Annotated in this window: 20 protein-coding genes and 1 tRNA gene; 8 read left to right on the top strand and 13 right to left on the bottom strand. The window is 69.1% G+C overall.

Translation table 11 applies throughout. The features are described 5' to 3' along the window. The first annotated feature begins 40 nt into the window (after positions 1 to 40). Both NF699_08720 and NF699_08715 read left to right on the top strand, forming a co-directional pair. On the top strand, positions 41 to 418 hold the full coding sequence (locus NF699_08720) for a response regulator (protein ID USU06723.1): 378 nt from the start codon (positions 41 to 43) through the stop codon (positions 416 to 418). Positions 419 to 477: 59 nt separating this feature from the next. Further along, positions 478 to 552: transfer RNA gene (locus tag NF699_08715), tRNA-Val, on the top strand. A 63-nt stretch (positions 553 to 615) separates the two neighbouring features. Here the strand turns inward: NF699_08715 and treY are convergent. The 8 genes from treY to NF699_08675 all read right to left on the bottom strand — a co-directional run bounded on the left by treY (position 616) and on the right by NF699_08675 (position 12,531). After that, positions 616 to 2,904 (bottom strand): malto-oligosyltrehalose synthase, encoded by a 2,289-nt coding sequence (treY, locus tag NF699_08710; protein ID USU06722.1) that lies wholly within the window; start codon positions 2,902 to 2,904, stop codon positions 616 to 618. Continuing rightward, positions 2,901 to 4,796, bottom strand: coding sequence for a 4-alpha-glucanotransferase (malQ, locus tag NF699_08705; GenBank protein ID USU06721.1), 1,896 nt, complete (start codon positions 4,794 to 4,796; stop codon positions 2,901 to 2,903). Before malQ ends, treY begins: the two co-directional genes overlap by 4 nt. 259 nt (positions 4,797 to 5,055) lie before the next feature. Continuing rightward, the gene (gene treZ / locus NF699_08700) at positions 5,056 to 6,750 is read right to left on the bottom strand and encodes a malto-oligosyltrehalose trehalohydrolase (protein USU06720.1); all 1,695 of its coding nucleotides are present in this window, start codon (positions 6,748 to 6,750) and stop codon (positions 5,056 to 5,058) included. Then, on the bottom strand, positions 6,747 to 8,858 hold the full coding sequence (glgX, locus tag NF699_08695; GenBank protein USU06719.1) for a glycogen debranching protein GlgX: 2,112 nt from the start codon (positions 8,856 to 8,858) through the stop codon (positions 6,747 to 6,749). The genes treZ and glgX overlap by 4 nt, the downstream gene beginning before the upstream one ends. Positions 8,859 to 8,927: 69 nt before the next feature. Continuing rightward, a complete protein-coding gene (locus tag NF699_08690) occupies positions 8,928 to 9,482 on the bottom strand; it encodes a DNA-3-methyladenine glycosylase (protein ID USU06718.1) in 555 nt (184 codons plus the stop codon). A 49-nt stretch (positions 9,483 to 9,531) separates the two neighbouring features. Beyond that, positions 9,532 to 10,479 carry an alpha/beta hydrolase gene (locus NF699_08685; GenBank protein ID USU06717.1) on the bottom strand — a complete coding sequence of 316 codons (948 nt, stop codon included), beginning with the start codon at positions 10,477 to 10,479 and terminating at the stop codon, positions 9,532 to 9,534. Between the two features lies 1 nt (position 10,480). Continuing rightward, entirely contained in the window at positions 10,481 to 11,755 is a 1,275-nt protein-coding gene (locus NF699_08680) for a rhamnogalacturonan acetylesterase (GenBank protein ID USU06716.1), read from the bottom strand. Further along, the gene (locus NF699_08675; protein USU06715.1) at positions 11,746 to 12,531 is read right to left on the bottom strand and encodes a rhamnogalacturonan acetylesterase; all 786 of its coding nucleotides are present in this window, start codon (positions 12,529 to 12,531) and stop codon (positions 11,746 to 11,748) included. The genes NF699_08680 and NF699_08675 overlap by 10 nt, the downstream gene beginning before the upstream one ends. Positions 12,532 to 12,702: 171 nt before the next feature. On the opposite strand from NF699_08675, the gene NF699_08670 reads away from it, so the two are divergent. Further along, positions 12,703 to 13,371 (top strand): DUF6250 domain-containing protein, encoded by a 669-nt coding sequence (locus tag NF699_08670; GenBank protein ID USU06714.1) that lies wholly within the window; start codon positions 12,703 to 12,705, stop codon positions 13,369 to 13,371. After that, positions 13,371 to 16,097: a Tat pathway signal sequence domain protein gene (locus NF699_08665; protein USU06713.1), complete on the top strand. Its 2,727-nt coding sequence runs from the start codon at positions 13,371 to 13,373 to the stop codon at positions 16,095 to 16,097. The genes NF699_08670 and NF699_08665 overlap by 1 nt, the downstream gene beginning before the upstream one ends. A 54-nt stretch (positions 16,098 to 16,151) precedes the next feature. Here the strand turns inward: NF699_08665 and NF699_08660 are convergent, their stop codons facing one another. Both NF699_08660 and NF699_08655 read right to left on the bottom strand, forming a co-directional pair. Then, entirely contained in the window at positions 16,152 to 16,406 is a 255-nt protein-coding gene (locus NF699_08660; GenBank protein USU06712.1) for a glutathione S-transferase N-terminal domain-containing protein, read from the bottom strand. A gap of 70 nt (positions 16,407 to 16,476) precedes the next feature. Continuing rightward, entirely contained in the window at positions 16,477 to 17,208 is a 732-nt protein-coding gene (locus NF699_08655) for an arylesterase (protein USU06711.1), read from the bottom strand. Between NF699_08655 and NF699_08650 the strand changes: the two genes are divergently transcribed. Next, the gene (locus NF699_08650; protein ID USU06710.1) at positions 17,207 to 17,869 is read left to right on the top strand and encodes an ATP-binding cassette domain-containing protein; all 663 of its coding nucleotides are present in this window, start codon (positions 17,207 to 17,209) and stop codon (positions 17,867 to 17,869) included. The two genes, NF699_08655 and NF699_08650, sit on opposite strands and share 2 nt — an antisense overlap. Further along, positions 17,866 to 20,364, top strand: coding sequence for an ABC transporter permease (locus NF699_08645; GenBank protein ID USU06709.1), 2,499 nt, complete (start codon positions 17,866 to 17,868; stop codon positions 20,362 to 20,364). Before NF699_08650 ends, NF699_08645 begins: the two co-directional genes overlap by 4 nt. A 65-nt stretch (positions 20,365 to 20,429) precedes the next feature. Here the strand turns inward: NF699_08645 and NF699_08640 are convergent, their stop codons facing one another. The 3 genes from NF699_08640 to NF699_08630 are packed head-to-tail and all read right to left on the bottom strand — an operon-like array spanning position 20,430 to position 22,921. Beyond that, a complete protein-coding gene (locus NF699_08640) occupies positions 20,430 to 21,509 on the bottom strand; it encodes a radical SAM protein (protein ID USU06708.1) in 1,080 nt (359 codons plus the stop codon). Continuing rightward, on the bottom strand, positions 21,506 to 21,832 hold the full coding sequence (locus tag NF699_08635) for a hypothetical protein (GenBank protein USU06707.1): 327 nt from the start codon (positions 21,830 to 21,832) through the stop codon (positions 21,506 to 21,508). Before NF699_08635 ends, NF699_08640 begins: the two co-directional genes overlap by 4 nt. A gap of 39 nt (positions 21,833 to 21,871) precedes the next feature. Continuing rightward, positions 21,872 to 22,921, bottom strand: coding sequence for an alpha/beta hydrolase (locus tag NF699_08630; GenBank protein USU06706.1), 1,050 nt, complete (start codon positions 22,919 to 22,921; stop codon positions 21,872 to 21,874). A 161-nt stretch (positions 22,922 to 23,082) separates the two neighbouring features. On the opposite strand from NF699_08630, the gene NF699_08625 reads away from it, so the two are divergent. Both NF699_08625 and NF699_08620 read left to right on the top strand, forming a co-directional pair. Next, entirely contained in the window at positions 23,083 to 23,949 is an 867-nt protein-coding gene (locus NF699_08625) for a type 1 glutamine amidotransferase (protein USU06705.1), read from the top strand. Beyond that, entirely contained in the window at positions 23,946 to 24,329 is a 384-nt protein-coding gene (locus NF699_08620) for a reverse transcriptase-like protein (GenBank protein USU06704.1), read from the top strand. The genes NF699_08625 and NF699_08620 overlap by 4 nt, the downstream gene beginning before the upstream one ends. Positions 24,330 to 24,347: the final 18 nt, after the last annotated feature.

The following is a 24,347-nucleotide window of genomic DNA, read 5'->3' as shown; positions in this document are numbered from 1 at the left end:
ATCGTCATAGATGCGGCCGCGAATGGGGACCGACGAAGCGATGATCAGAATCCTGCTGGCCGAAGACGACCAGATCATGCGCGAATATCTGACGCGGGCGCTGGAACGCGCGGGTTATGCCGTTTCGCCCGTGGATCGCGGTACGGCGGCGATCCCGTTGCTCGAAACCGAGACGTTCGACCTGCTACTGACCGATATCGTGATGCCCGAGATGGACGGCATCGAACTGGCGCGCCGCGCCGCCGAAATGGTGCCGGGCCTGCGCGTGATGTTCATCACCGGCTTTGCAGCGGTGACGCTGAAGGCCGGGCGGGAGATGCCAAATGCGCGGGTCCTGTCGAAGCCGTTCCACCTGCGCGATCTCGTCGCCGAGGTCGACCGCGTGTTTGAGGTGGGTAGTGTTAGTGGGTTGAGCTAATTTTACCGAATTGACCGCTTGCCAGCCGGGCCAGCCCCGGCTAATGGCCCACCTCCGGCGGGCGTGTAGCTCAGTGGTAGAGCACTGTGTTGACATCGCAGGGGTCGCAAGTTCAATCCTTGCCACGCCCACCATCGAAAGGGCCTCGAAAACCTGCGGGTTTTCGGGGCCCTTTTGTTTTGGGGAGCCGCGGACGATCAGGTGACGGCGTACCAGATGACGCGCTCGCCGAACGCGTCGCGGGCAGACACGGGCTTGTCGTCGAAGGCGATGGTCGCATCGGGTATCGCGGTGCCGCGAACGAGTGCCGCGACCTTCAGCGTCTTTCCACCGGCGGTGCGGGTGAAGGCGAGGATGCGGTCGCTGCCCTCGACCGCCACCGGTCGGTAATCGCCAGCGGCGAACAGCCCGGGATGCGCGCGCCGCAACGCCAGCAGATCGGCGATCAGGCGGAATTTGGCCGGAGCATCGTCGCGCCCCAGCAACGCGGCACGGGCGGCGTAATCGACCGGGCGGCGGTTGTCGGGATCGACGAGGCTGAGGTCCGCCAGCTCGGTGCCCTGATACAGGTCCGGCACACCGGGCACGGTGTAGCGGAGCAGGGTCTGGACGAGCGTGTTCGCGTCCGCGGCGGCCGCGATGTCGGCGACGAAGGCGGTCACCTCCGCAACGAAGCGATCGTCGGACAGATAGCTGTCGACGAGCGCGGCGGCGGCGGCTTCGTAGGCTTCGTCGGGGGCTTCCCATGACGAGCGCAATTTGCCCTCGCGCAACGCCTTCTGCTGCCATGCCTTGAGACGATCGGCGAAGTCTCCCGACGCCCCCTCAGCCGGCCACGCGCCGACGATGGTCTGGAGCAGCATATAGCGGTCGCCGCCATCGACGTCGTGATTCCACGCGAAGGACATCGCCTCCCACCCCTCGACGCGGGTGCGCCAGACGTCGGGTATCGTGCTGAGCACCGCAAGCCGGGCGCGGACGTCCTCGCCCCGTTTGTGGTCGTGCGTGGCGGTGGTCAGCATCGCACGCGGTACGTCGCGGGCGCGGTCGACCATCAGCGTGTGGAATTCGTCCAGGCCGATACCGAGAATGTTGGCGTCGAAGCCGACATCGTTGCGGGAGAGCAGGCGGCCGGAACGGTAGAAGGCCGTGTCCTCGACCGACTTCGCCGCGATCGGTGCGGATAGCTGCTGGAAGCGGCGGACGGCCTCTGCCGCGTCACCCGGCCCGTCACCGGCGAGCCACGCGAGGATGCGGTCGACCACATGCGCCTCGCCGGGCGGGATCAGCCATGACAGGCGTTCCCTGACGATGCCGCGGATGCGCGCGTCGCTGGCGGGGGCGTCGTCGCCGGTGCCATAGGTGCGATAGACCGGGAATACCCACAACAGCCGCTCGATCGCACGGCGGAGCATGGCGGTGGTGACGGCCTCGTCGGTGTCGAGTGCGGCGAAGGCGGCGACGCAGGCGTCGAGCTGGCCGGAGAATTGCCACGACAACAGATCCTGCCGCGCCTCGAATTCCTCCGCTTCGAACTCCTGATAACGGCCGCTGACATCCTGCCACAGCTCCTCGAGCGGAAGCGCGCCAAGCGGATCGTGGATCAGCAGCGCCACCTGTTCCATGAAGTCGTAGCCGCTGGTGCCGTCGATACCCCAGCCGACCGGCTGACCTTCGCCCGCGCCGAGGATCTTCTCGATGACGATCCACGCGTCGGGGCCGAGGCGGTCGCGAAGCTTGCGGCAATAGCCGATCGGGTCGGTGAGGCCGTCGACATGGTCGATGCGGACGCCCTCGATCAGTCCCTCGTCGTACAGGCGGAAGTAGAGCGCGTGCGTCGCGTCGAACACCGCCGGGTCCTCGATGCGGATGCCAGCGAGGTCGTTGACCGTGAAGAATCGGCGCCAGTTGAGTTCGTCGTTGGCGACACGCCAGCTGGCCAGACGGTAATGCTGCTGGTCGAGCAGTGCGGCGAGGTCGCTCGTGTCGGAGCCTGCGCGGATCGGGAAGCGATGTTCGCCATAAGCGACGATCCGGTCGCCCTCGACGGCGATGTCACCGTTCGCCACCGTCGTGGCCAACGTATCGCCGAGCACCGGCAGGACGAGGCGGCGCGACCAGTCGATATCGAAGAACCGCGCGTATTCGCTGTCCTGCCCCTTCGCCAGCACGTCGTTCCACCATGCATTGCCGCCGCCCGCCACGCCCATGTGGTTGGGGACGATGTCGATGACGACGCCCATGTCGCGCGCGTGCAGCGCGGCGACCAGGCTGCGGAAGGCGTCTTCGCCGCCCAGTTCGGGATTGATCCGCGTCGGATCGATCACGTCGTAACCGTGGGTCGATCCCGCCGCGGCGACCGTGATGGGGGAGGCGTAGAGGTGGCTGATGCCGAGCCGATCGAGATAGGGGACCAGCGCCTCCGCATCGGCAAAGGTGAAGCCCTTGTGGAACTGGATGCGATAGGTCGCGCGGGGAAGCGTCATCGGGGTGTCTTTGCTGAGAGGAGCGCGGTGCGGCGGGCGACGTCGCGACGGGCGAGCAGCGCGTCGGTCGTATCGGGCATGCGGCGACGCCAGTTGGGATGTTCGTCGGTGGTGCCGGGCAGGTTGGGCTGTTCCTCGATCCCGATCAGGTCTTCCAGCGGCACGATCGTCAGCGGGCAGGGCGCCTGCGTGGTGAAGGCGATCGCCGCGTCGACTGCGGGTGCTGCGTCGTGCGGCACCGGCCCGGAGGCGACGCCGGCGGTCGTGCAGGCGGTCCACAGCGCCTTCTTCTCGCCGACACGGCGCAGGCGGTCGGAAGGTTCGTCTCCGTCGCTGCGCTTCAATTTGTGGTTCCAGGTGATGTCGCGACCGGTCCACCAGCCCGCCAGCGTCGCGGTGTCGTGCGTGCCGGTCATCGCCACCGCCTGTTCGTCCCAATCGGTCGAGGGCGTGAAGCACTTGGCGTCGCGCTCGAACGGCAGCACGCGCATGCCGAGCATGCCTCTCGCCGCCATCGTGTCGCGGAAGCCGGGTGGCACGGTGCCGAGGTCTTCGCCGATGACAATCGCATCGGCGCGGTGCGATTCCAGCGCGAGGATACGGAGCAGGTCGTCGAACGGCATCGCCAGATAGGCGCCGTCGCTCGCCCTGCCACCATCGGGCATCACCCACAGCCGCTTGAGGCCGAGCGCATGATCGATGCGCAGGCCGCCGGCGTGGCACAGCGCGGCGCGGACGGTGCGAATGAACGCGTCGAAGCCGGTGCGGCGCAGCGCGAAGGGCGACAGCGCGGTGATGCCCCAGTTCTGCCCCTGCGGCCCGAGCGGATCGGGCGGCGCGCCGATCGAGAGGCCGGTGAGCAGGTCGCCGCGCCGGCTCCAAGCGTGGCTGCCGCCCGCGTCCATGCCGACGGCGAGGTCGGCGATCAGGCCGATCCGCATGCCGGCATCGCGTGCGGCGGACTGCGCGTTGGCGAGGCTGCATTCGGCCAGCCATTGCAGGAAGGCGTAGAAGCTCACGTCCTGTGCGTGGGTTCCGGCGAAGCGTTCGACCGCGACGCTGGCGGGGTCGTGATATTCGGTCGGCCAGTCCTGCCAGCCGCGGGTGCCGAAATGCGCGTGGAGCGCGTCGTAGTGTGCGTGCTCGTTCCAATCCTGTCGCAAGGCGCGGTCGGCTTCGAAGCGGGCGAGCAAATCGGCAGGCGCCGTGTCGAAGGCGCGGCGAAGCTGCGTGAGGCGGTCGGGAAGGGCGCTTCGCCAATCGATCAGCGCGCCGCCGTCATCGGCCGCAGGCGACACGCCCGCCAGCGTCGGATCGGCGAGCAGCGCGTGGTGGAACAGGCGGCTCGACGGCGCATAGGGACTGAACCGGCCGGCGTCGGTCGGGAACAAGGCATGCGTCGGGCTGATCGCGATCGCATCCGCGCCGGCCTTCGCAAAGGCCCGGGCAGCGTCCACGAGCGTGCCGAGATCGCCATAAGGCGTCGGGACACGGCCGCGCAGCGCCGGGATTTGCACGGCCGGGCCCCAGCTATGGCCGTGGGGCGGGGGGACGCATCGGTCCGGCGCGACGGCAACGGTGATCGCGCCGTCGTCGGTTTCCAGGCGGTGGTAGCCGGGAGCGGCGATCGGCGGGATCGTGCCGTCGGCCGCTACGGTGACGGTCGTGCGGGTGCCGTCGTCGAGGATCAGCGTGGCGAGACCGGGTCTGGCGGCGATGGGGACAGGCTTGCCGACGTCGGCAGTGACGAAGGGGATGCCGTCCGTACGGGTGTCGAGCGTGTCGAGGATCGCGCGGATCGTGCCGTCGGCGACCCTATGCTGCTGGCCGTCGGCGTCCTCCCATTCGATCTGGAGACCGGCTGCTGCGGCGTCTTCGGCGAGGTTCGTCATCGGGTCTGCGCCTCGGATACTTGGGTTCGCGCAGAGGCGCAGAGGAGTTTGGTCTGCTGGGCCGGCGGTGCGATCTTCAGCCGCGCAGCGAAGACGTTTGATTCACGCGGAGACGCGGAGACGCGGAGGAGAAACGTGGCCCCGGCATTCCTCTTCTTCTCTCCGCGTCTCCGCGTCTCCGCGTGGATCAACCTTCTTGAAAGGCTGCCGCCGGCCCCGCCCGCACCCTCTCTGCGCCCTCCGCGCCTCCGCGCGAACATCATCGCGCGATCCACGCGGCGAAGCGTTCGCCTTCGGCGTGGAGGAGTTCGCCGTCGCCCTGTGGCAACGGATCGGGATCGTAGGCGAGGTCGATGGCAATCGTCAGGATGCTGCCGTCGCCCAGCTGCCAGCGGGCGGTGACGGCGGCGTCGCCGGTGGCCTCCGCGCCCAATGCCTTCGCGCCGGAAAGGTGCGGAACGATCGCGGACTGGCGCAACGCGATGAGGTCGCGGATCAGGTCGCGCCAGCCGGTCGCATCGGGTCCCGGCTGCGGACGCGAGCGGTCGAAGGTGGCCAGTGCGTTGGGATCGGGGATGCGTTCGCGCGCGGCGGGGTCGGCGAATGCGTCGAACTTGGCGAATTCCTTGCGCCGGCCTTCGCGCACCGCGTCCGCCAGTTCGTCGTGGAAATCGGTGAAGAACAGGAAGGGGCTCTCGCTGCCCTGTTCGTCGCCCATGAAGAACAGCGGGATCTGCGGGCCGAGCAGCAGCAGCGCGGTGGCGGCGCGCAGGCGTGCGGTGTCGGTGAGGACGGTCAGCCGTTCTCCCAAAGCGCGGTTGCCGACCTGATCGTGGTTCTGGAGGAAGGACACGAAGTGCGTCGGCGGCAGATGCGCGCTGGCCTTGCCCCGGGGTTTGCCGTCGTGGTTGGGCGACCCCTCGCCCTGATAGATGAAGCCTTCGGACAGGCAGCGGGCGAGGCGTTCGGCGGGTCTGTCGGCGAAGTCGCCGTAATAGGCGCTGGTCTCGCCGGTCAGCAGCACGTGCATGACGTTGTGGAAATCGTCGTTCCACTGTGCGTCGTAACCGCCATGATCGAGGCGATCCGCGTCGTTTTCCTCGTTTTCTAGGACGAGGTGAATGTGGCGATCGGGGAAGGCTGCGCGCACCTCCGTCGCCATCGCGTCGAGGAAGGCGGGATCGGCGATCGCGTGCACCGCGTCGAAGCGGAGGCCGTCGATGCGATATTCTCCGAGCCACATCAAGGCGTTGTCGACGAAGAAGCGGTGCACCGGCGCGCGTGCGACCGCGACCGCGCCGCCCCATGGCGTATCCACCCCGGCGTCGAAGAAGTCCGCCGCATAGGCGTTGAGGTAATTCCCGTCCGGCCCGAAGTGATTGTAGACGACGTCGAGGAACACCGACACGCCGAGCGCATGCGCCTCGTCGACCAGCGCCTTGAGGTCGGCGGGCGCGCCATACGCCTCGGCGGGCGCATAGGGCAGGACCCCATCATAGCCCCAGTTGCGCGTGCCCCCGAACGCGCCGACCGGCATCAGTTCGATGGCGGTGAAACCCAGCGCGGCAAGCGTCGGTATCTGGTCCATCACCCCGCGGAAGCCGCCGAGCACGCCGGCGTGCAGCTCGATCAGCACCGTCTCTTCCCACGGACGGCCGCGCCAGTCGGCGACGGACCAGGGGTAGGCGGGATCGATCACGAGGCTCCAGCCGTGGACGCCGCCCGACTGCGCCCGGGACGCCGGATCGGGTACGATCAGGTCGCCGCAGCGAAACCGATATCGCGTGCCGGCCGGGGCAGCGACGGTGGCCGTGAACCAGCCGTCGCCGTCCGCGCTCATCGCCAGCGTCGTGGCCCCATCGATCTCCAGCATCACCGCGTCGCGATCGGGCGCCCAGAGCGCGAAGCGGGTGGTGCCGTCGTCGCGGAGCTCCGCGCCCCAGCGCCGGCTCACGCCGACGGCTCCTCGAAACTGCCGGTCCAGGTCAGCAATACCGCACCCTGCGGCGACACTTCGTAGCTGTCCTCGATCGCGAGTTCGCCCTGATCGGGTCTGGCACTGTCGATCAATACGGTGCGCTGGCTGTGCGGCGGGGGCAGATGGAACGTCACCGGGTCTTCCGACCCGTTGACCAGCAGCGACACCGCCTCGATCTCGCCGACGTCGTTGCAGCTTGCGCGGCGCATCATGAGTGCGCGGCCTTCGGGGTTCTGCCAGTCCTCCGCCGATAGTTGCTGGCCGCGCTCGTCCCACCATTCGATGTCGTCGATGCCGTGGCCGGGCGAATCCTGACCGTACAGGAAGGTCGCGGCGCGGAGCACGGGGTAACGGCGGCGCAGATCGGCGAGGCGGGCGACGAAATCGATCTGGGTCTGCCCTTCCGGCGTCGCGGCGGCGTTCCAGTCGAGCCAGCTGATCTCGTTGTCCTGACAATAGGCGTTGTTGTTGCCCTGCTGCGTGCGGCCGAATTCGTCGCCCGCGACCAGCATCGGCGTGCCGAGCGAGGCGAGCAGCGTCGTCAGCATCGACCGCTGCACGCGCCCGCGCGCATCGTTGATCGCGGGATCGTCGGTCGGCCCCTCGACCCCCCAGTTGCGCGAATGGTTGTTGTCGTGGCCGTCGCGATTGTCCTCGCCATTCGCCTCGTTGTGGCGCTCCTCGTACATCACCGTGTCGGCGAGGGTGAAGCCATCGTGCGCGGAGATCAGGTTGATGCTCGCCCACGGCCGGCGCGAACGACGGTCGAACAGGTCGCCCGATCCCGACAGCCGTGCGGCGAGGTCGCCGCGCTGGCCGGGCTCGCCGCGCCAGAACTGGCGGACGGTATCGCGATACTTGTCGTTCCACTCGGCGAAACCGGGGGGGAAGTTGCCGAGCTGGTAACCGCCGGGGCCGACGTCCCACGGCTCCGCCATCAACTTCAACCGGCCGAGCACCGGGTCTTGCCGCACCACGTCGAAAAACGCCGCGCCGGGATCGAAGCCATGATCCTCACGCCCCAGCGTCAGGCCGAGATCGAAGCGGAATCCGTCGATGCCGAAGCTCGTTGCCCAGTACCGCAGCGAGTCCGTCACCATCTGGATGACGCGCGCCTTGCTAAGGTTCAGCGTGTTGCCGGTGCCGGTGTCGTTGATCGAATAGCGCGGCTGATCCTTGACCAGCCGGTAGTAGCTCGCATTGTCGAGTCCGCGCCATGACAGCGTCGGCCCCTTCTCCGACCCTTCGCAGGTGTGGTTGTAGACGACGTCGAGGATCACCTCGATCCCCGCCTTGTGCAGTCGATGGACGGCGCGGCGTAGCTCGTCCTGGCTCTCGGTCGACATATACGCCTGTTCGGGCGCGAAGAAGCCGAGCGTGTTATAGCCCCAATAGTTCTTCAGGCCCTTTTCCTGGAGGAAACGGTCCTGTGTGAACGTCTGGATCGGCAGCAGTTCGAGGGCGGTGACGCCGATATGCTTCAAATGCTTGATGACCGCGGGATGTCCCAACGCCGCATAGGTGCCGCGTTCGCGCGGCGGCACCAGCTCCATCAGCTTCGTCAGCCCCTTGACGTGCGCCTCGTAGATGACCGTTTCCGACCACTTGGTGTTCGGTTTCGTATCACGCGACCAGTCCCAATGATCGTCGACCACCACCGCCTTGGGCATCGCCGGCGCGCTGTCGCGCTTGTCGAAGCTCAGGTCTTCCTTGGCATGGCCGACCTTGTAGCCGTGCAGCGCATCGGTCCATTTGATCTGGCCGTGCAGCTTGCGAGCATAGGGGTCGAGCAGCAGCTTGTTGGAATTGAAGCGGTGGCCGTTCTCCGGCTCGTAGCGGCCATGCGCGCGATAGCCGTAGAGCAGGCCTGGGGCGGCATCGGGCAGATAGCCATGCCAAACCTCGTCGGTGCATTCGGGCAGGCGGATACGTTGCAGTTCGCGCCTGCCGGAGGGATCGAACAGGCACAGTTCGATGGCGTCGGCGTTGGCCGAAAAGACCGCGAAGTTAACGCCGAGCCCGTCGAATGTGGCGCCGAGAGGGTAGGGCGAGCCCGGATCGAGCCGGTCGGGCAATGCGTGCAAGTCTGGAACCCCCGTGATGGTTTTGCTGGCCGAGAACGCAGGTGCAGCATGGAAGGTCCCGTATCGGTTTCAGGAGCGTGGTGGTTTGCTGAGAAATCGCGATCCGGTGCGGCAGAAGCGCCATGGCGTATCGGTGGCGAGGGTAATGCCGATGCGAGGGCCGATGTGGATCGACGACGGGGCGGGTGCGGGTTCGAGGGTGAAGGGCGGGCCGTCGAGCGGGGCATGATCCAGCGTCTTGTCGATGCCGAGCGCCTGACACAGCCTGCCCGGCCCGGCGCACAGCAGGCGCGGGTCGCCGAGACGGCGGCGGGCAATCATCGTATCGAGGCCGTGGGTCGGTTCGATCGCCCGGATCAGGACGGCGCTGCCCGGACGGCAGACGATGTTGAAACACCAGTGGATGCCGTAGCTGCGATAGACGTAGGCATGGCCTGCCGGGCCGAACATCGCGGCGTTGCGCGGCGTCGGACCGCGTGCGCTGTGCGAGGCGGGGTCGTCGGCGTCATAGGCTTCGGTTTCGACGACGATCCCGCCGACGCCATCGACCAGCAGCGTCGCGCCGATCAGGTCGCGCGCGACGTGGTCGACCGCCCGGTCGAAAAAGGCGCGGGGCAACGGCATCGTGTCGCAGGTAAGCGGTCGCGAGGCAGGTGCAACGTCGGTGCCGCGGTCACGCCCAGCCGTGATCGCCTGCCCAATCGACGAACAGGTCCATCCACGGCACTGCCTTGCCGTTGCGATAGGGTGCGGGCGGACCGTGGCCGCCGCGTTCGAAGATCATCAATTCGGCGGGCGTCTTCGCCGCCTTCAACGCTTCGTACATCAGCACGGCATTGCGCGCCGGCACCACCGGATCGTCGGCGTTCGCCGCGACGAAGGTCGGCGGCATGTCCGCGGGCAGGTCGATCTGCGCGGAATAGCGTCGCTGCCAGTCGGCCCCGGCGGCGTGCGTGCCGAGCAGTTCGCGACGCGACTGGGCATGGACGCCGTCGTCGAGCATCGTGATGACCGGGAAGAACAGCCCGGCCACGTCAGGCCGCGCCGACAGCGTATCCGCCGCGTCGACGGGATCGTAGACCCGCACGCTCGCGCGTGCGGCCAATCGTGCCGCGACATGGCCGCCAGCGGAAAAGCCGGTGACCGCAACCTTCGCGGGATCGATTCCGAACCGCTGCGCACCGGCACGGATCACCCGCATCGCCCGCTGCGCGTCTTGCAACGCGACGTCCGGCCCAGCAGCCCAGCCATCGTGCGGCAGGCGATAGAGCATCTCGAACGCCGTGAATCCCCGGTTCGCGAAGTCGCGCGCGATGCCGCCGCCGGTGCGGCCCACCGCGACCCGGGCATAGCCGCCGCCGGGGCAGATCAATACCGCCGCGCCGTTCGGTTTCGTGGGACGTACCACGGTAAGCATCGGCGTCGCGACGTGCGGCCAGGCGATATCGTCCGCGCCGCCGGTGGGCGAGCGCTTGACCCATTGGTCGGCGATGGCGCGACCTTCGCCGCCCGGTGCCGCCTTCGGCCAGAGCGGGAAGCGGTCGGCCGTCGCCTGCGCCGACACGCGGAGCGGCAGCAGCGCGGCGAGGCCGCCGGCGATCAGGGTGCGTCGGTCGGTCATCTCAATTCCCGTCGGGTCGAGTGGCATCGCGCGTCACGCTGGCGGCGACCCGGAAGGTCGCGGGATCGGGCGGATGCGTGGGATCGAACCGGCCGATATCGTCGCGCAGGTGCGTCGCCGCGGGCTGCCCCGCCAGTCCCTGTGCGATGATGCGGGCGAGGACCCACGCGCCATAATTGTCGTGGTGCGTGGCATCCTTGCCGCCGTCGTTGAACGCCAGCGGCGCCCGCGCCGGACCCAGCGCTTCGTAAAAGGCGATGCTTGCGGCGTTGAGATCGATGACCGGTACGCGTTCCGTCGCGCCGACCGCCTTTACCGCTGCCGCATAGTCGCCCAGCGTCGGCTTGATCCGGTCGCCGGTCCACGCCCGCCGCTCGGGCGAGGTGACGAGGATCGGAGTGACGCCGCGCCGCCGGAATTCGGCGATCCATGCGCGCAGATAGTCGCGATACGTCGTCTCTGCCGCCGCATAGGTCTGCGGCCATTGCACCTTCTGGTCGTTGTGGCCGAACTGGATCAGCGCGATATCGCCGGGCTTCACCGATTCCAGCACCTTGGCGAAGCGCAGCTCGGCCATGAACGATTTCAGCGTCTCGCCCGATTCCGCATGGTTGGCCACCGCGATATCGGGTTTGAGGAAGATGGGGAGCATCTGGCCCCAGCTGGCCGCGGGTTCGGCCGGCTGGTCGGTGACCGTGGAATCGCCGAGCAGAAAGATCGTGGGAACGGCGACCGGTTCGATCCGGATCGCGGATGGCCGATCGCCGAGAATTTCCAGCGTCAGCCGGTCGTCCCAGTTGAGCGAGTTGCGCTCGCGCGGCTTCAGCAGAACCCTGGTGCCGCCGGGGGCATTCGCGGGGGGCGGCGTCAGTGCCGCGTCGCGGACGTTGACGATGAAGCTTCGCGTCATGCTGCGGCCGGCCGGAACGGAAACGGCGTCGAGCATCAGCCGGCGGGATTCCGCCTTGATCGTCGAGGTGGAGGCCGCACCGCGGCGGCCGAGCGTCACGGTGACGCGATAATTGCCGGGTGCCGCTGCGACGGAGAACAGCGCGGCAGAGCCGGGTTCGTAGCCGTAGCCATCCGCGTAGGGGCGGCCTGCCGGCACGGCGATGCGGTCGTTCCTCGCTGCGCCGCCGCGGTTCTTCGCTGCGTCGCCAAAGGTGAAGCTGCGGACCGCCGCCTTCGTGCTGGAGGGTGCGACGTCGTTCGACCGGGCTGCGGCTTCGGCCGGTGACGCGAGAAGCAGCAAGGCGCCGGCCAGCATTACCCGCATGACGGGCCGCCCGCCGGGGTCGTGCGCGTCAGCGCGGGGACGTGCGGCGTGATCCGCCTGGCGACCGGCAGGCGTGTCGCCTTGAGGCCGACGGCGACCAGATCGGCGATCTTGCGCGCGCCCAGTTCGCTGAAATGCGTGTCGTCGGACACGCCGTTCGGATAGCCGGGCGCACCCGCCGCCCCGTCGTAATGCAAATAATAGGCCCTGGACGCGTCCGGCCCCGCCGCCTGCACCATCGCCTGCGATGCCTTGCCGAGGTCGAGCAGCGGCGTGTGCGTGGCCTTCGCCACTTCGCGTGCGGCATCGGCATAGGTCGGGAAGCTGGGCTGTTCGACACCCGACCGGAAATCGCGGCGCGCGACCGGCGTCAGGATCACCGCCCTGGCGCCCGCCGTCTTCGCGACGTCGAGCATACGGCGGAGGTTCGCCTTATATTGGTCGATGGTCGTGTAGCGTTCCGGCTTGTCGACGCTGGCATCGTTGTGGCCGAACTGGATCAGCAGCGTATCGCCCTTGCGCAGATCGGCGGCGATCTTGTCGAGCCGGCCCTCGCGGATGAAGCTGTTGGTGCTGCGGCCGCCGATCGCGCGATTCTCGATCGTCACGCCGGGCGCAGCGCAACGCAACATCGTGCCCCAGCCGGACTGCGGGTATTTTTCCGGCTTGTAGTCCTGCGCCGTCGAATCGCTGGCGATGAATATTCGCCGCGGGACGGGGTCCGCTGCTCCCGTAAGCACGATCATCGCCGCCGCGCCGAGCCACCGCATCCTCATGCCACTCTCCACATCATACGTCTTTGTCCCGCATCATGCGTCCGGCCACGACGATGCGCAACTGTCAATATGTGGAACATAAAACGATTATTCGGGATAGACTTGGCATGCCCGATCGGGAGTTCTAAGCATCGTATTGCGCCGACAGAGCGCTGCGAAGGAGATGGAGCCTTGCTCAGACGACTGGCGATCCTGGCGATCCTGGCGATCATGGCGATCATGGCGGCGACACCGGCTGCGGTGTCCGCCTCTCCGCGCCTGTCCGACTGGCGTGTCGAGGCGGAATCCCCGGATGCGCGCGTCAACGTCCGCGGCGGCATCATCGATATCGACACGCCCAAGGGGCTGACGCTGTGGTGGCGGCAGGCGATCACCGTGCCGGTGACGATCGGTTTCGAGGCGATGGCGGTGTCCGCCGGCGGGCCGAACGACGCAGTCAGCGACCTCAACGCGTTCTGGATGGCGACCGATGCGGATGGCGGATCGGTTCTGGCGCATCCCCGCAGCGGCGCCTTTGCCGCATATGACGACCTTCGCACCTATTATGTCGGCATCGGCGGTAACCGGAACACGACCACGCGCTTCCGACGCTACATCGGCCAGCCGGGCAACCGGCCGCTGTTGCCCGAACACGACCTCGGCATCCCGGCCGCCATGCTGCGGCCCAATGTGTGGACGCGCATCCGGCTGATCGCCGACGGACGTATCGTGGCGGTCGAGCGCGACGGAAAGCGGCTGTTCACGCTGGCTGACGACCGACCCTATTCGCGTGGCCACTGGGGGCTGCGCACCACCTGGAGCCACCTGCGTATCCGCCGCGTGTCGGTGACGCAGCGCTGATGGAGAGACGCATGCACCTCAACCGACGCGACACGATCAGGGCCGGGCTGTTCGGCGGGGCCGCGATGTGGTTGCCGGCCGGAGCCGACGCCGCCGCCGTTTCAGCGTTCGCCCCGGCCCCGGTCCGCTGGATCGATGGCGCCGCACCGGCGATGCATGCGGGACAAACGTTCGGGGTGGCGTGGCCACGCGGCGTGCTGAAGCGCAACACCCGCCTTGCGGTACAGGCGGCCGGCGTTGCGGTGCCGGCGCAAAGCTGGATCAGCGCGACATGGCCGGACGGGTCGGTCAAATGGACCGCGCATGCGATTCCCGCCGACGTCTCCGCGGCCGACCTCACGGTCACTCGCGGGCGGGAAACCGCGCCGAAGCAACCGGTGCGCGTGTCCGAAACGGCCGACGCGATCGTTATCCAGACTGGGGATCTGCGCTGGGACATCGCGAAATCGGGCGATGCGCTGATCCGTTCCGCCAGCCAGGGCGGCAGGCCGGTCCTCGGCCCGGTGTCGCTGGTCGGTGCGGTGCGCAGCGACCCGTTGCATGGCGATCCCGTCCCCTTCGGCGGCAGCATCGACCGCGTCACGATCGAACAGCGCGGGCCGGTACGCGCGGTGGTGAAGATCGAGGGGCATCATGCCGCCGGCACACGGCGCTGGATGCCGTTCACGGTGCGGCTCTACGCCTATGCGGGCTCGGCCGGATTGCGCATCGTCCACAGCGTGATCTTCGACGGCGACGTGTCGAAGGATTTCCTGTCGGCGCTCGGTGTTCAGGCGGCGGTGCCGATGACCGGCGCGCTGCACGACCGCCACGTCCGCATCGCCACCGATCGCCAGACGTTCGCCGAGGGCGTCCGTCCGCTTACCGGCCTGCGTCGCGATCCCGGCAAGGCGTTCCGCGACGCGCAGATCGCCGGCCGTGCCGTTCCGCCGCTCGGCGAGATGGCGCCTGCTGTGCGCGATACGCTGGAACGTATCCCCGCCTGGGGCGACTTTCGCCTCGAACAGCCCAACGCCAACGGCTTTGCCATCACCAAGCGCACCGGGCCCGGGCAGGGCTGGGTCGATAGCACGGAGGGCAGCCGCGCGCCCGGCCTCGCCTATGTCGGCGGGCCGAGCGGGGGCGCGGCCATCGGCGTGCGCTATTTCTGGCAGCGCCACCCGACCGCGCTGCACATCGACGGCGCGGCCGCCGATACCGCCCGGCTGACCGCCTGGCTGTGGTCGCCGGACGCTCCGGCGATGGACCTGCGGCCGTATCACGGCGTCATGGGCATGGGCGGCTATGACGCGCAGAACGAAGGGCTGTCGGTCACCTACGAGGATTACGAGCCGGGTTGGGACGATGCTTCGGGTGTGGCGCGCACCAGCGAGCTGATGGTGTGGGCCTTCCCCGCGACGCCGCCGACCGGGACGCTCGCGGCGCTGGCGACGATGCAGGCGCAGCCGCCGCAGCTGATGGCGGCGCCGGCGCATCTGCACGCCGCACGGGTGTTCGGCGACTGGAACCTGCCCGATCGTACGACGCCGAACCGCACGGCGATCGAGGACCAGCTGGTCGACCTGATCGACTTCTATGCGGGCGAGGTCGACCGGCGGTCGTGGTACGGGTTCTGGAACCACGGCGACGTCATGCACACCTATGACGCCGACCGGCACCAGTGGCGCTACGACATCGGCGGCTTCGCCTGGGCGAACAGCGAATTGTCTCCCGACCTGTGGCTGTGGACGCAGGTGTTGCGGACCGGCGACGCGCAGGCATTCCGCCTCGCCGAGGCGATGACGCGGCACACGGGAGAGGTCGACGTCTATCACACGGGCCGCTTCCGCGGGCTCGGCACGCGGCACGGGGTCCAGCATTGGAGTGACAGCTCCAAACAGCCGCGCGTCAGCAACGCCAGCTATCGCCGGATATTCTACTATCTGACCGCGGACGAGCGCGTCGGCGATCTGCTGCGCGACCTCGTCACCTCGGATCAGGCGCTGACGCGGGTGGAGATCGGCCGCAAGGTGCCCGGAGCGAAGCGTCCCGTCCTGCCCGCCGGGACGATCGAGATGACGTTCGGCACGACGTGGTCCCCGCTGGCGGCGGCGTGGCTGACGGAGTGGGAGCGGACCGGCGACACCCGCTGGCGCGACCGCATCCTCGCCGGGCTCGACACGATCGGCCGCCTGCCGCACGGCTGGCTGACCGGCAGCGCGCCTTTCGACATGGCGTCCGGGCGATTTATCGACCAGAACCGCAAGATCGGGCTGTCGCACCTGAATGCGGTGTTCGGCGCGGTGGAGGTCAACAGCGAATTGATCCGGTTGCTCGACGTGCCGCGATATCGCGCGGCGTGGCTGGACTATTGTCGCTGGTACAATGCGCCACAGGCCGACTATCTCGCCAAGTTCGGTGCGCCGTTCGGGCCGCGCAACCTGCGCGAGGGGCATTCGCGGCTGACCGCCTATGCCGCGTTCGAGGACAAGGATTCCGCGCTCGCGATGCGCGCGGCGGGGGAATTCCTGTCGGGCGATGCGGGGCTGGGGACGTGGCCGGCCGATCCGCGGCGGGAGGTCGCCGGGGTGCTGGAATGGCCCGGCGTATCGACCAACGCGGCGTCGCAATGGGGACTGGCGGCGATCCAGACGCTCGCGCTGGTGCCGGAGGCGCTGGACCGGATACCGATCGTCGCGCCCGATGCGCCGGGGCGCAAGCGTGCAAAGGACAATGGGCGGGATTAGGAAGCCGGCGCGTCCCCCTTCCCACGTCCCCGGTCGCTGCCGGGGACGTAAGGCTCAGATGTCTTCGCTCGCCAGATAGCGCTCCAGATCGTCGCTGCCGCCGATCTGTTCGCCGTCGATGAACACCAGCGGCGTCGTCGCCACGCCGTGTTCCGCCTTGAACGCCTCGACCTCCTCGCGCGAACGCAGGATCCGGTCGTCGACCTCGAACCCCTCCGCCTGCAGGATCTGCTTGGCGCGTACGCCGAAGGGGCAGGTGTGATCGGGCAGCACCATGCGGTACAGGGTGGCTTTGCGGCTTTCGGCCATGGATAATCCTTTCGAGGGTTCGGGGGGTTAAGCGAAGCGCGAACCGCGACGTTCCGTCACCCCGCCGCCGTCACTCCGCCGCCGTCAGCCGTTCCGCAACCAGCGGCGTCACGCGGTCGGCGATGCGGTTCACGCCCGCGGCGTTCGGATGCACCCGGTCGGCCTGCATCAGCCCGGGATTGCCGATAACGCCGTCGAGGATGAACGGGTACAGTCCGGCCCGATCCCGTTTCGCCAGATCGGGCCAGATGCCGTCGAACGCCGCGACATAGTCCGCACCCAGATTGGGTGGCGCCTTCATACCGGTGAGCATCACCGGCACGCCCCGCTTGCGCAGTTCGTCCAGCATCGCGGTCATGTTCGCCCGCGTCTCCGCCGCCGGGATCTGCCGCAGGACGTCGTTGCCGCCGAGGCCGAGCAGCACAAGGTCGGGCTTGCGCGGCAGATTGTCGAGCACGAACCCCAGCCGCTGCCGTCCGGCCGCACTGGTGTCGCCCGATACGCCGGCGTTGACGATCGTCGCATTGATGCCGTCGCGCCGCAGCCGCGTCTGGATCGCGTCGGGAAGGCTTTGCCCACGGTCCAGCCCGTATCCGGCGTACAGGCTGTCGCCGAACGCCAGCACCAGTCGCTCCGGTCCGGCCGGGCGCGTCACTGCGGCTTCGGTCGGTGTCGCGGTCGGGGCGGGGGAGGGCGCGGTGCGATCGCAGCCCGCCAGCAACAGACCCGGCAACAGGGCTTGGACGATCGCGGCGCCTGCCGCATAGCGCTTCATCCCTTGCAAGGCTGTTCCTTCCGTCATGACCCAATCCGCTATGGTGATCGCTGCCCGCGATGTCACGCTGACGCTGGGCGAAACCACGATCCTGCGCGGTATCGACCTGTCCGTCGCCCCCGGAGAAAGCGTTGCGCTGCTCGGTGCATCGGGGTCGGGCAAGTCGTCGCTGATGGCGGTGCTGGCCGGGCTGGAGCGGGCGAGCGGCGGCAGCGTCCGCGTCGACGGGCTCGATTTCGGCGTACTCGACGAAGACGCGCTGGCCCGTGCCCGCCGCGGACGGATCGGCATCGTCCTGCAAGCCTTTCACCTGCTACCCACCATGACCGCGCGCGAGAATGTCGCGGTGCCGATGGAGCTGGCCGGTGCCGACGATGCGTGGGACCGCGCGGCCGAGGAACTGGCCGCCGTCGGCCTTGGCCACCGCCTCGACCATTATCCCTCGCAATTGTCGGGCGGCGAGCAGCAGCGCGTCGCCATCGCCCGCGCGCTGGGTCCACGCCCGCCGCTGGTGTTCGCCGACGAACCGACCGGCAATCTCGATACGGCGACGGGTGCCGCGATCATGGACCTGCTGTTCGCCCGCCGCGCCGCGATCGGTGCGACGCTCGTCGTGATCACGCACGATCGCAGCCTTGCCGGGCGGTGCGACCGGGTCGTGACGCTGGCCGACGGGCGGATCGTGTGAGCCGCTGGGGTTTCGCCTGGACGCTGGCGCGGCGCGAGCTGGACTGGCGGTTTCGCGGGCTGCGGCTGCTGGTCGTGTGCCTGCTGCTTGGCGTCGGCGCATTGGCGGCGATCGGAGGGCTTGCCGATGCCGTCGGCCGCGAACTCGCCTCGCGCGGTGCGGTGATCCTGGGTGGCGACGTCGAATTCGCGGTGTCGCAACGTCGTGCGGTGCGTGCGGAACTGGCGGCGATGCAGCGCGCGGGTGCGGTGTCGGAGACGATCCGGATGCAGGCGAACGCCGTTGCCGGCGGCGTGGCGGCGCCGATCCAGCTGAAGGCCGTCGACGGCGCCTATCCGCTGTATGGCCGTATCACGCTGACGGACGGTCGCAGGGTCGCCGGACCGTTGCCGGGACAGGCCTGGATCGTCCCGGCGCTGGCCGAGCGGCTTGGCCTGAAGCGTGGCGCGTCGTTCAAGGTGGGCGCGGCGACGCTGACCGTCGCCGGCGTCATCGCCGACGAGCCGGACCGGCTGGGGGAGGGATTCACGCTCGGCCCGGTCGCGATCGTGGCGATGCAGACGCTTCCCGTCACGCGATTGATCCAGCCCGGCAGCCTGTACGATACCCGCTACCGCCTTCGCCTGCCCGCGGGACGGGACCCTGCGGCGGTATCCGAACGGTTCCGCGACGCCTATCCGGCCGGCGGCTGGGAAGCGAAGACGCGCAATCGCGCCTCGCCCGGTGCGTCGCGCTTCGTCGACCGGATGGGGGAGTTCCTGACGCTGGTCGGCCTCGCCGCGCTCGCCATCGCCGGCATCGGTGTCGGCAACGGCGTCGCGTCGTTCCTCGCTGCCCGGCGCGGTGGAATCGCCACACTCAAGGTTCTCGGCGCCACCACCGCCGACGTCGCCCGCGTCTATGCGATCGAGATCGGTGCGGCGGCATCGGCAGGCGTCGCCGGCGGGCTGGCCATCGGTATCCTCTCGGTGCCGCTGCTGGGCAAGGCACTGGCGGGCGCATTGCCGGTCGTTCCCGAACTCACGCTGGAGGCATGGCCCCTCGTCCGCGCCGCCGCCTATGGCCTGCTGATCGCCGCCGCCTTCGCCGCGCCCCCGCTCGCCGCCGCAGGGGCGACGCCGGCCGCCGGCCTGCTGCGCGGTGCGCTGGCGCCGATGCGGGCGAGTTCGTGGCGCGGGCGTATTGTCGCACTGGTAGCAGGGGGCACCGCGGTGGCGCTCGCCGTCGCCACGTCGGCGCAACCGGGGATGGCGGCGATCTTCCTCGCCGCGGTGGCGGGGGCGTTGCTGCTGCTCGCCGGCCTGGGACGGCTGGTGCGCAGCGCCGCACGGCGATTGCCCGCATCGCGACGGCCGCTGCTCCGCCTCGCCATCGCCGCGCTGCATCGGCCCGGCGCGCGCACCGAGGCGCTGGTCGTGGCGCTCGGCCTCGGCCTGACATTGTTCGTGCTGCTCGCCGCGATCCGCACCAGCATCGACGCGAACATCGCCACTACCGTTCCCGCCCGTGCCCCGGCGCTGTTCGCGCTCGACGTGCCGCGTCCGCGCGAGGCGGAGTTCCGCCGCATCGTCTCCGCCGCCGCTCCTGCCGCAACGGTGAAGACGGTGCCGATCCTGCGCGGCACGATCACCGCGTACAAGGACGTCCGCGTGGCCGACCTCAAGACGCTGCCCGAAGGGGCATGGGCGTTGCGCGGCGAGCGTGGCCTGACCTACGCCGCCACCCTGCCCGACGGGAGTACACTCACCGCGGGCCGCTGGTGGCCACGCGATTACACCGGCCCGCCGCTGGTATCGGTCGACGAGCGGCTGGCGCAGGCGCTGACGCTGCGGATCGGCGATCCGCTGACCGTCAGCCTGCTGGGGGTCGAGCGCACCGCGCGGGTCGCATCGTTTCGCAAGATCGAATGGGATACGCTGGGCTTCAACTTCGTGCTGGTCTTTTCACCGAATACGCTGGCCGATGCACCGCACAACCTTGCCGCGACGATCGACCTGCCGACCGGGGCAGAGGGACGGGTGACGCGCGCACTACTGGCACCCTTCCCATCGGTGTCGGTGATCGAGGTGCGCGGTGTGCTGGCGCAGGTTCGCGACCTCGTCGGACAGGTCGCCGCCGCCATCGCCGCCGCGGCGGGCGTCGCGGTCGCAGCGGGTATCGCGGTGCTGGTCGGCGCCATCGCGGCGGCGCGGGAGGCAAGGACCTACGACGCGGTGATCCTTCGCACGCTGGGGGCGACGCGGTTGCAGTTGCTCGCGATGCAGGCGCTGGAATATCTGCTGCTGGGCGCGGTGGTGACGCTGGTCGCGCTGGCGCTGGGCCTCGGCGGCGCATGGTATGTCGTGGCGCGAATGTTCGACTTCGCCTGGGCACCGGATGCGGTGGCGGTGGGGGTGACGCTGCTGGCAGGGCTGGGGATCACGCTGACGATCGGTCTGGTCGGCGCATGGCCGATCCTGAGCATCCGCCCGGCGCGGGCGTTGCGACAGGTGTGAGGCGCGAACGCCTCCCTTCCTTTAGCCCTGCACGAGGCGCCGCAGCGAAGGCGCGGTCGTGGGTGTCATGTCCAGTACAACACCCGGGCGAACGGCAATGTGCTCGCCAGCTCCGCCTCGAAAAAACTGCGTAGTTCCTTCATCGTCGAGGCGTCGTACACGTGCTTGACCGAGCCGAATTTTGTCCGCTTCTCGGCGCGGTTGGCATCGCTCATGTCCAGCTTCGATCCCGGATACCAGCTGTCCAGCACCGTCTTCGATCCCGGCGTGTAGCGATGCGTGATGAGTTCGATCGTACAGTCGACATCGGGCACGTCGGCCAGCGCCGTGCCGGCCTGTGCGATCAGCCCGGCATAGGCGCGTTGCCAGCCGTCCGCGGCGATGATCGGTGCGATCGTCAGCCCGATAGGATAGCCTTCACGCGCCATCCGGGCGAGAGCGGCGAGCCGCGCCGCGACCGGATCCGTCCCCCCTTCGAACGGCGCATAGGCGGCTGGATTGATCGATGCGCGCATCCGCGTGCGGCCACCATGTTCCAGCGCCAGCAGCGGTTCGACCGCGGCGAACTTGGTGGTGAAGCGCAATTGCACCGGCGCCTGCCACCGCCCGAACGCCTCGATCAACGCCGATAGCGAGCCGGTCAGATGCTCCAGCGCCAGCGGATCGGTGTAGCAGCTCGCTTCGAACGTCGTTCCCTCATTCGCCCGCGCTTTCGAGCGCGAGGTCACGGTGCCGGTGCCGAGATAGCCGGGCAGGATGCCGACGATCTCCGCCAGATTGGCATAGACGCGCGTGATCGGCGGCCCCTTCAACGAACCGGCCAGATAGCAGTAGCTGCAATGCGCGGGGCATCCTTCGGCCAGATCGACCCGCCAGTCCGCCGAGGGCGCAATCGGTTGCAGGCGCAGCCTGGATGGTGGCGCGACCGTCACCGCCAGCGTCCGCTTCGCCTCCGCATAGGCCTGTCGGGGATCGTCGGGCAGGGCCAGTCCCAGCCGGTCCGACGACAGGATGTCCACCGGGACGCCGAGCGCGGCGGCGCGGGCGGCGATGGCGCGGCCATGCTCCTGCGCCTGCGCGGATCGGGTGACGATCACGCGCTTCGGCAGCCACAGCTTCAGTCGACGTGGCACGTCGTCGCTCACGAACCGGCCGCCGCGAACCAGTCGGCATAGGGCGTATTGGCGGCCATGTGGCGGTTGAGGTCGGGCGCGCCATCGCACCACCACACCGGGCCACGCTCGCCCAGCGCGCGTTTCGCGGCATCGACGCGATGGCGCGCGTCGCGTTCCGCTGCCGCATCGCTGGTGCGCAAGGCGGCTCCGACATCGCGTCGCGCCTGCATCAGGTCGTGCACCAGCGCTTCGCGGCGGTCCGGCGGCAGGGACGGATCGGCGGTGCGCCACAACCGGCCCCGTACGACCAGATAACGGCCGTCCGGGGTGGTGAGGGGAATGGCATCGGTCATGCGAGCGCAACGCGCGACCTCCGCATCGGGTGCACGCTGTCAGGTCAGCGCCGCCGTCAGCCCGGCGACCCAGCGCGCGGTGAAGGCGCGCGACGCCCGCGCGGTCGGTGCGATCCCGTCGAAGGCGTGGAACGCCCCCGGTACGACCGCGAGATCGATTGCGACGCCTGCCGCCGCCAGGGCGCCGGCATAGGCGATATCCTCATCGAGGAAGAGGTCGAGCGTCCCGACACCGATAAACGCCGGCGGCAGGCCGGCCAGATCGTTGCGGCGGCCCGGCACGACGCCCCGCAATACCCCTGCGCTGCCGGCGGGGACATCCAGTAGCGACGACCAGCCGAACCGGTTCGACGCCGCCGTCCAGACGAACTCGCCCGTACCCGGCCGCGCCGGCCGGCTGCTGCCGGTGCGATCGTCGAGCATCGGGTAGATCAGCACCTGACAGGCGAGCGGCACCTCGCCGCGATCGCGCGCGGCGAGGGCCAGCATCGCGGCATGACCGCCGCCCGCGCTCGCGCCACCGACGGCGATCCGGGCGCGATCGACACCCAGCACATCCGCCTGCCCGTGCACCCAGCGCAGCGCCGCGTAATTGTCCGCGAGCGATGCCGTCAGTCGTGCCTCGGGTGCGAGCCGATAGTCGACCGATACGACCAGCCAGCCATGCGCCAGCGCCGCCTCGCGCAGCGCCACCGGAATGCCCGCCGCACCGGCGACATAGCCACCGCCGTGCATCCAGACGACGGCACCGCGGCCCGCCTTCCGCGGCCCGGGATCGAACTGCACGGTGCCGACCGGCGGCTGCCCGGCCAGCCCCGGGATCGTCACGGTCTTCAGCGGCAGTCGCGACACCGGCGATGGGGGCAGCGGATGAGCCTGACGCGTCGCGGGGCGCGAGCGGAACGCGGCGAGGTTATCCGCCGACACGTCCATCGGCCGTAGTAGCTTCAGGTCGTCGATCATCTGCGGATCGACCGCGGCGAAGCGCGCATCGGATGGTATCGCCTGTGCCGCCCGGGCGGACCGGCTGCCGGGAATCGGCAATGCCGCCGCAGCGCCACCGATCAATATCTCGCGCCGGCTGAACATCCCGATCTCTCCCTTGCGTCCCGGCCCATGGGTACCGGTGCCGCGTGGCAAAGACCATATCGCGCCGACCGTCAGCGGAACACCGGCGACATGGGACGGAATGACATTTGATGTCTGCCCGATCCGTCGCCGCCGCTCGCGCGTTAGGGGAGGCCCATCGCATGAAAGTCCATCACGTGTACCATTTCCTCGTCGCCGAGAGCGAAACGCCCGAAGAGCGGGAGGCCCGGCGGAAACACGCCGGCCGCAGCTCGGGCGAAAGCTATGGCGCGACCCTCGAACAGATGTATCCCGGCGCGACGATCACCCTCGTCGCCCCCGCCGACGAGGATGCCGAACCGCTCGATCCGAAGCGGGTCGGTGGGTTCGACGCGGTGTTCATCACCGGATCGCCGCTCCACGTCTATGACGACACGCCGGAGGTTCGCCGTCAGCTCGCCTTCATGCGGACGGTGTTCGCCAGCGGAACCCCGTCGTTCGGATCGTGCGCCGGCCTGCAACTCGCCGTCGCCGCGGCGGGAGGACGGGTCCGCAAGATGCCGCAGCGGATGGAGGCGGGTATCGCGCGGCGGATCACCCCGACCGAGGCCGGGCGTCACCATCCGTTGCTCGCCGGGCGTGCGCCGGCGTGGGATGCGCCCGCGATTCACGGCGACGAGGTGGAGGAACTGCCGGCGGGCGCGACCCTGCTCGCGGGCAATGCCGTCACCCGGGTGCAGGCCGCGGAAATCCGTCACGGCGGCGGCATCTTCTGGGGCGTGCAATATCATCCCGAACTCAGTCCGGGAGAGATTGCTGTCGCGCTGCGCCGACAGGCCTCCGATCTGATCGCGGCCGGACTGGCGCATGACGAGGCCCGCGTCGAACGCCGCGCCGCCTTGCTCGACGCGCTGCACGATGCGCCCGAGGATCGCGCATTGCTGTGGGAGCTGGGCCTCGACCGGCAGTTCGCCGATGAGGCGCAGCGCCGCACCGAGCTGAGCAATTTCGTCGATACGCTCGTCGCACCGCGTCGCCAGGCGGCATGACGGCGCGGATGACGCTGTATTTCGACGGCGGCGCCCGGCCCAACCCCGGGCGGATGGAGATCGCGGTCGTAACCGGCGGCCGCAGCTACATCCGCGATGATGCGGGGGAGGGGGACAATTGCACGGCGGAATGGCTGGCGCTGCGCTATGCCGCCGAAATCGCGCTGGCGGCCGGAGCACAGGACGTATTGTTCGTCGGCGATGCGCGGACCATCGTCGAACAGGCGCTGGGGCGCTGGGTCTGTCGCAACCCGCAGCTGAAGCCGCATCTTGCCGCCTATCGCGAAGCGGTGGCGGTCATTCCGCGCGTTCATGTGAAGCATGTCGGTCGGTCCAAGAACCTCGCCGGCCACGCGCTGGCGCGGCGCCATCCGCGCTGATTGTTCGCACCTGCGGAA

It is taken from the genome of Sphingomonadaceae bacterium OTU29LAMAA1, assembly GCA_024072375.1.
Lineage (GTDB): Bacteria > Pseudomonadota > Alphaproteobacteria > Sphingomonadales > Sphingomonadaceae > Sphingomonas.
This window is presented reverse-complemented; position numbering and strand designations above follow the sequence as displayed.

Excerpts from the sequence above, each read along its gene's own strand:
- NF699_08720 (USU06723.1), top strand. The coding sequence starts at position 41 with ATGATCAGAATCCTGCTGGCCGAAGACGACCAGATCATGCGCGAATAT.
- NF699_08665 (USU06713.1), top strand. The coding sequence starts at position 13,371 with ATGGAGAGACGCATGCACCTCAACCGACGCGACACGATCAGGGCCGGG.
- NF699_08680 (USU06716.1), bottom strand. The coding sequence starts at position 11,755 with ATGCGGGTAATGCTGGCCGGCGCCTTGCTGCTTCTCGCGTCACCGGCC.
- NF699_08650 (USU06710.1), top strand. The coding sequence starts at position 17,207 with ATGACCCAATCCGCTATGGTGATCGCTGCCCGCGATGTCACGCTGACG.
- NF699_08635 (USU06707.1), bottom strand. The coding sequence starts at position 21,832 with ATGACCGATGCCATTCCCCTCACCACCCCGGACGGCCGTTATCTGGTC.
- NF699_08685 (USU06717.1), bottom strand. The coding sequence starts at position 10,479 with ATGACCGACCGACGCACCCTGATCGCCGGCGGCCTCGCCGCGCTGCTG.
- NF699_08660 (USU06712.1), bottom strand. The coding sequence starts at position 16,406 with ATGGCCGAAAGCCGCAAAGCCACCCTGTACCGCATGGTGCTGCCCGAT.
- NF699_08625 (USU06705.1), top strand. The coding sequence starts at position 23,083 with ATGAAAGTCCATCACGTGTACCATTTCCTCGTCGCCGAGAGCGAAACG.
- NF699_08690 (USU06718.1), bottom strand. The coding sequence starts at position 9,482 with ATGCCGTTGCCCCGCGCCTTTTTCGACCGGGCGGTCGACCACGTCGCG.
- treY (USU06722.1), bottom strand. The coding sequence starts at position 2,904 with ATGACGCTTCCCCGCGCGACCTATCGCATCCAGTTCCACAAGGGCTTC.
- NF699_08655 (USU06711.1), bottom strand. The coding sequence starts at position 17,208 with ATGACGGAAGGAACAGCCTTGCAAGGGATGAAGCGCTATGCGGCAGGC.
- NF699_08675 (USU06715.1), bottom strand. The coding sequence starts at position 12,531 with ATGAGGATGCGGTGGCTCGGCGCGGCGGCGATGATCGTGCTTACGGGA.
- NF699_08630 (USU06706.1), bottom strand. The coding sequence starts at position 22,921 with ATGTTCAGCCGGCGCGAGATATTGATCGGTGGCGCTGCGGCGGCATTG.
- NF699_08620 (USU06704.1), top strand. The coding sequence starts at position 23,946 with ATGACGGCGCGGATGACGCTGTATTTCGACGGCGGCGCCCGGCCCAAC.
- malQ (USU06721.1), bottom strand. The coding sequence starts at position 4,796 with ATGACGAACCTCGCCGAAGACGCCGCAGCAGCCGGTCTCCAGATCGAA.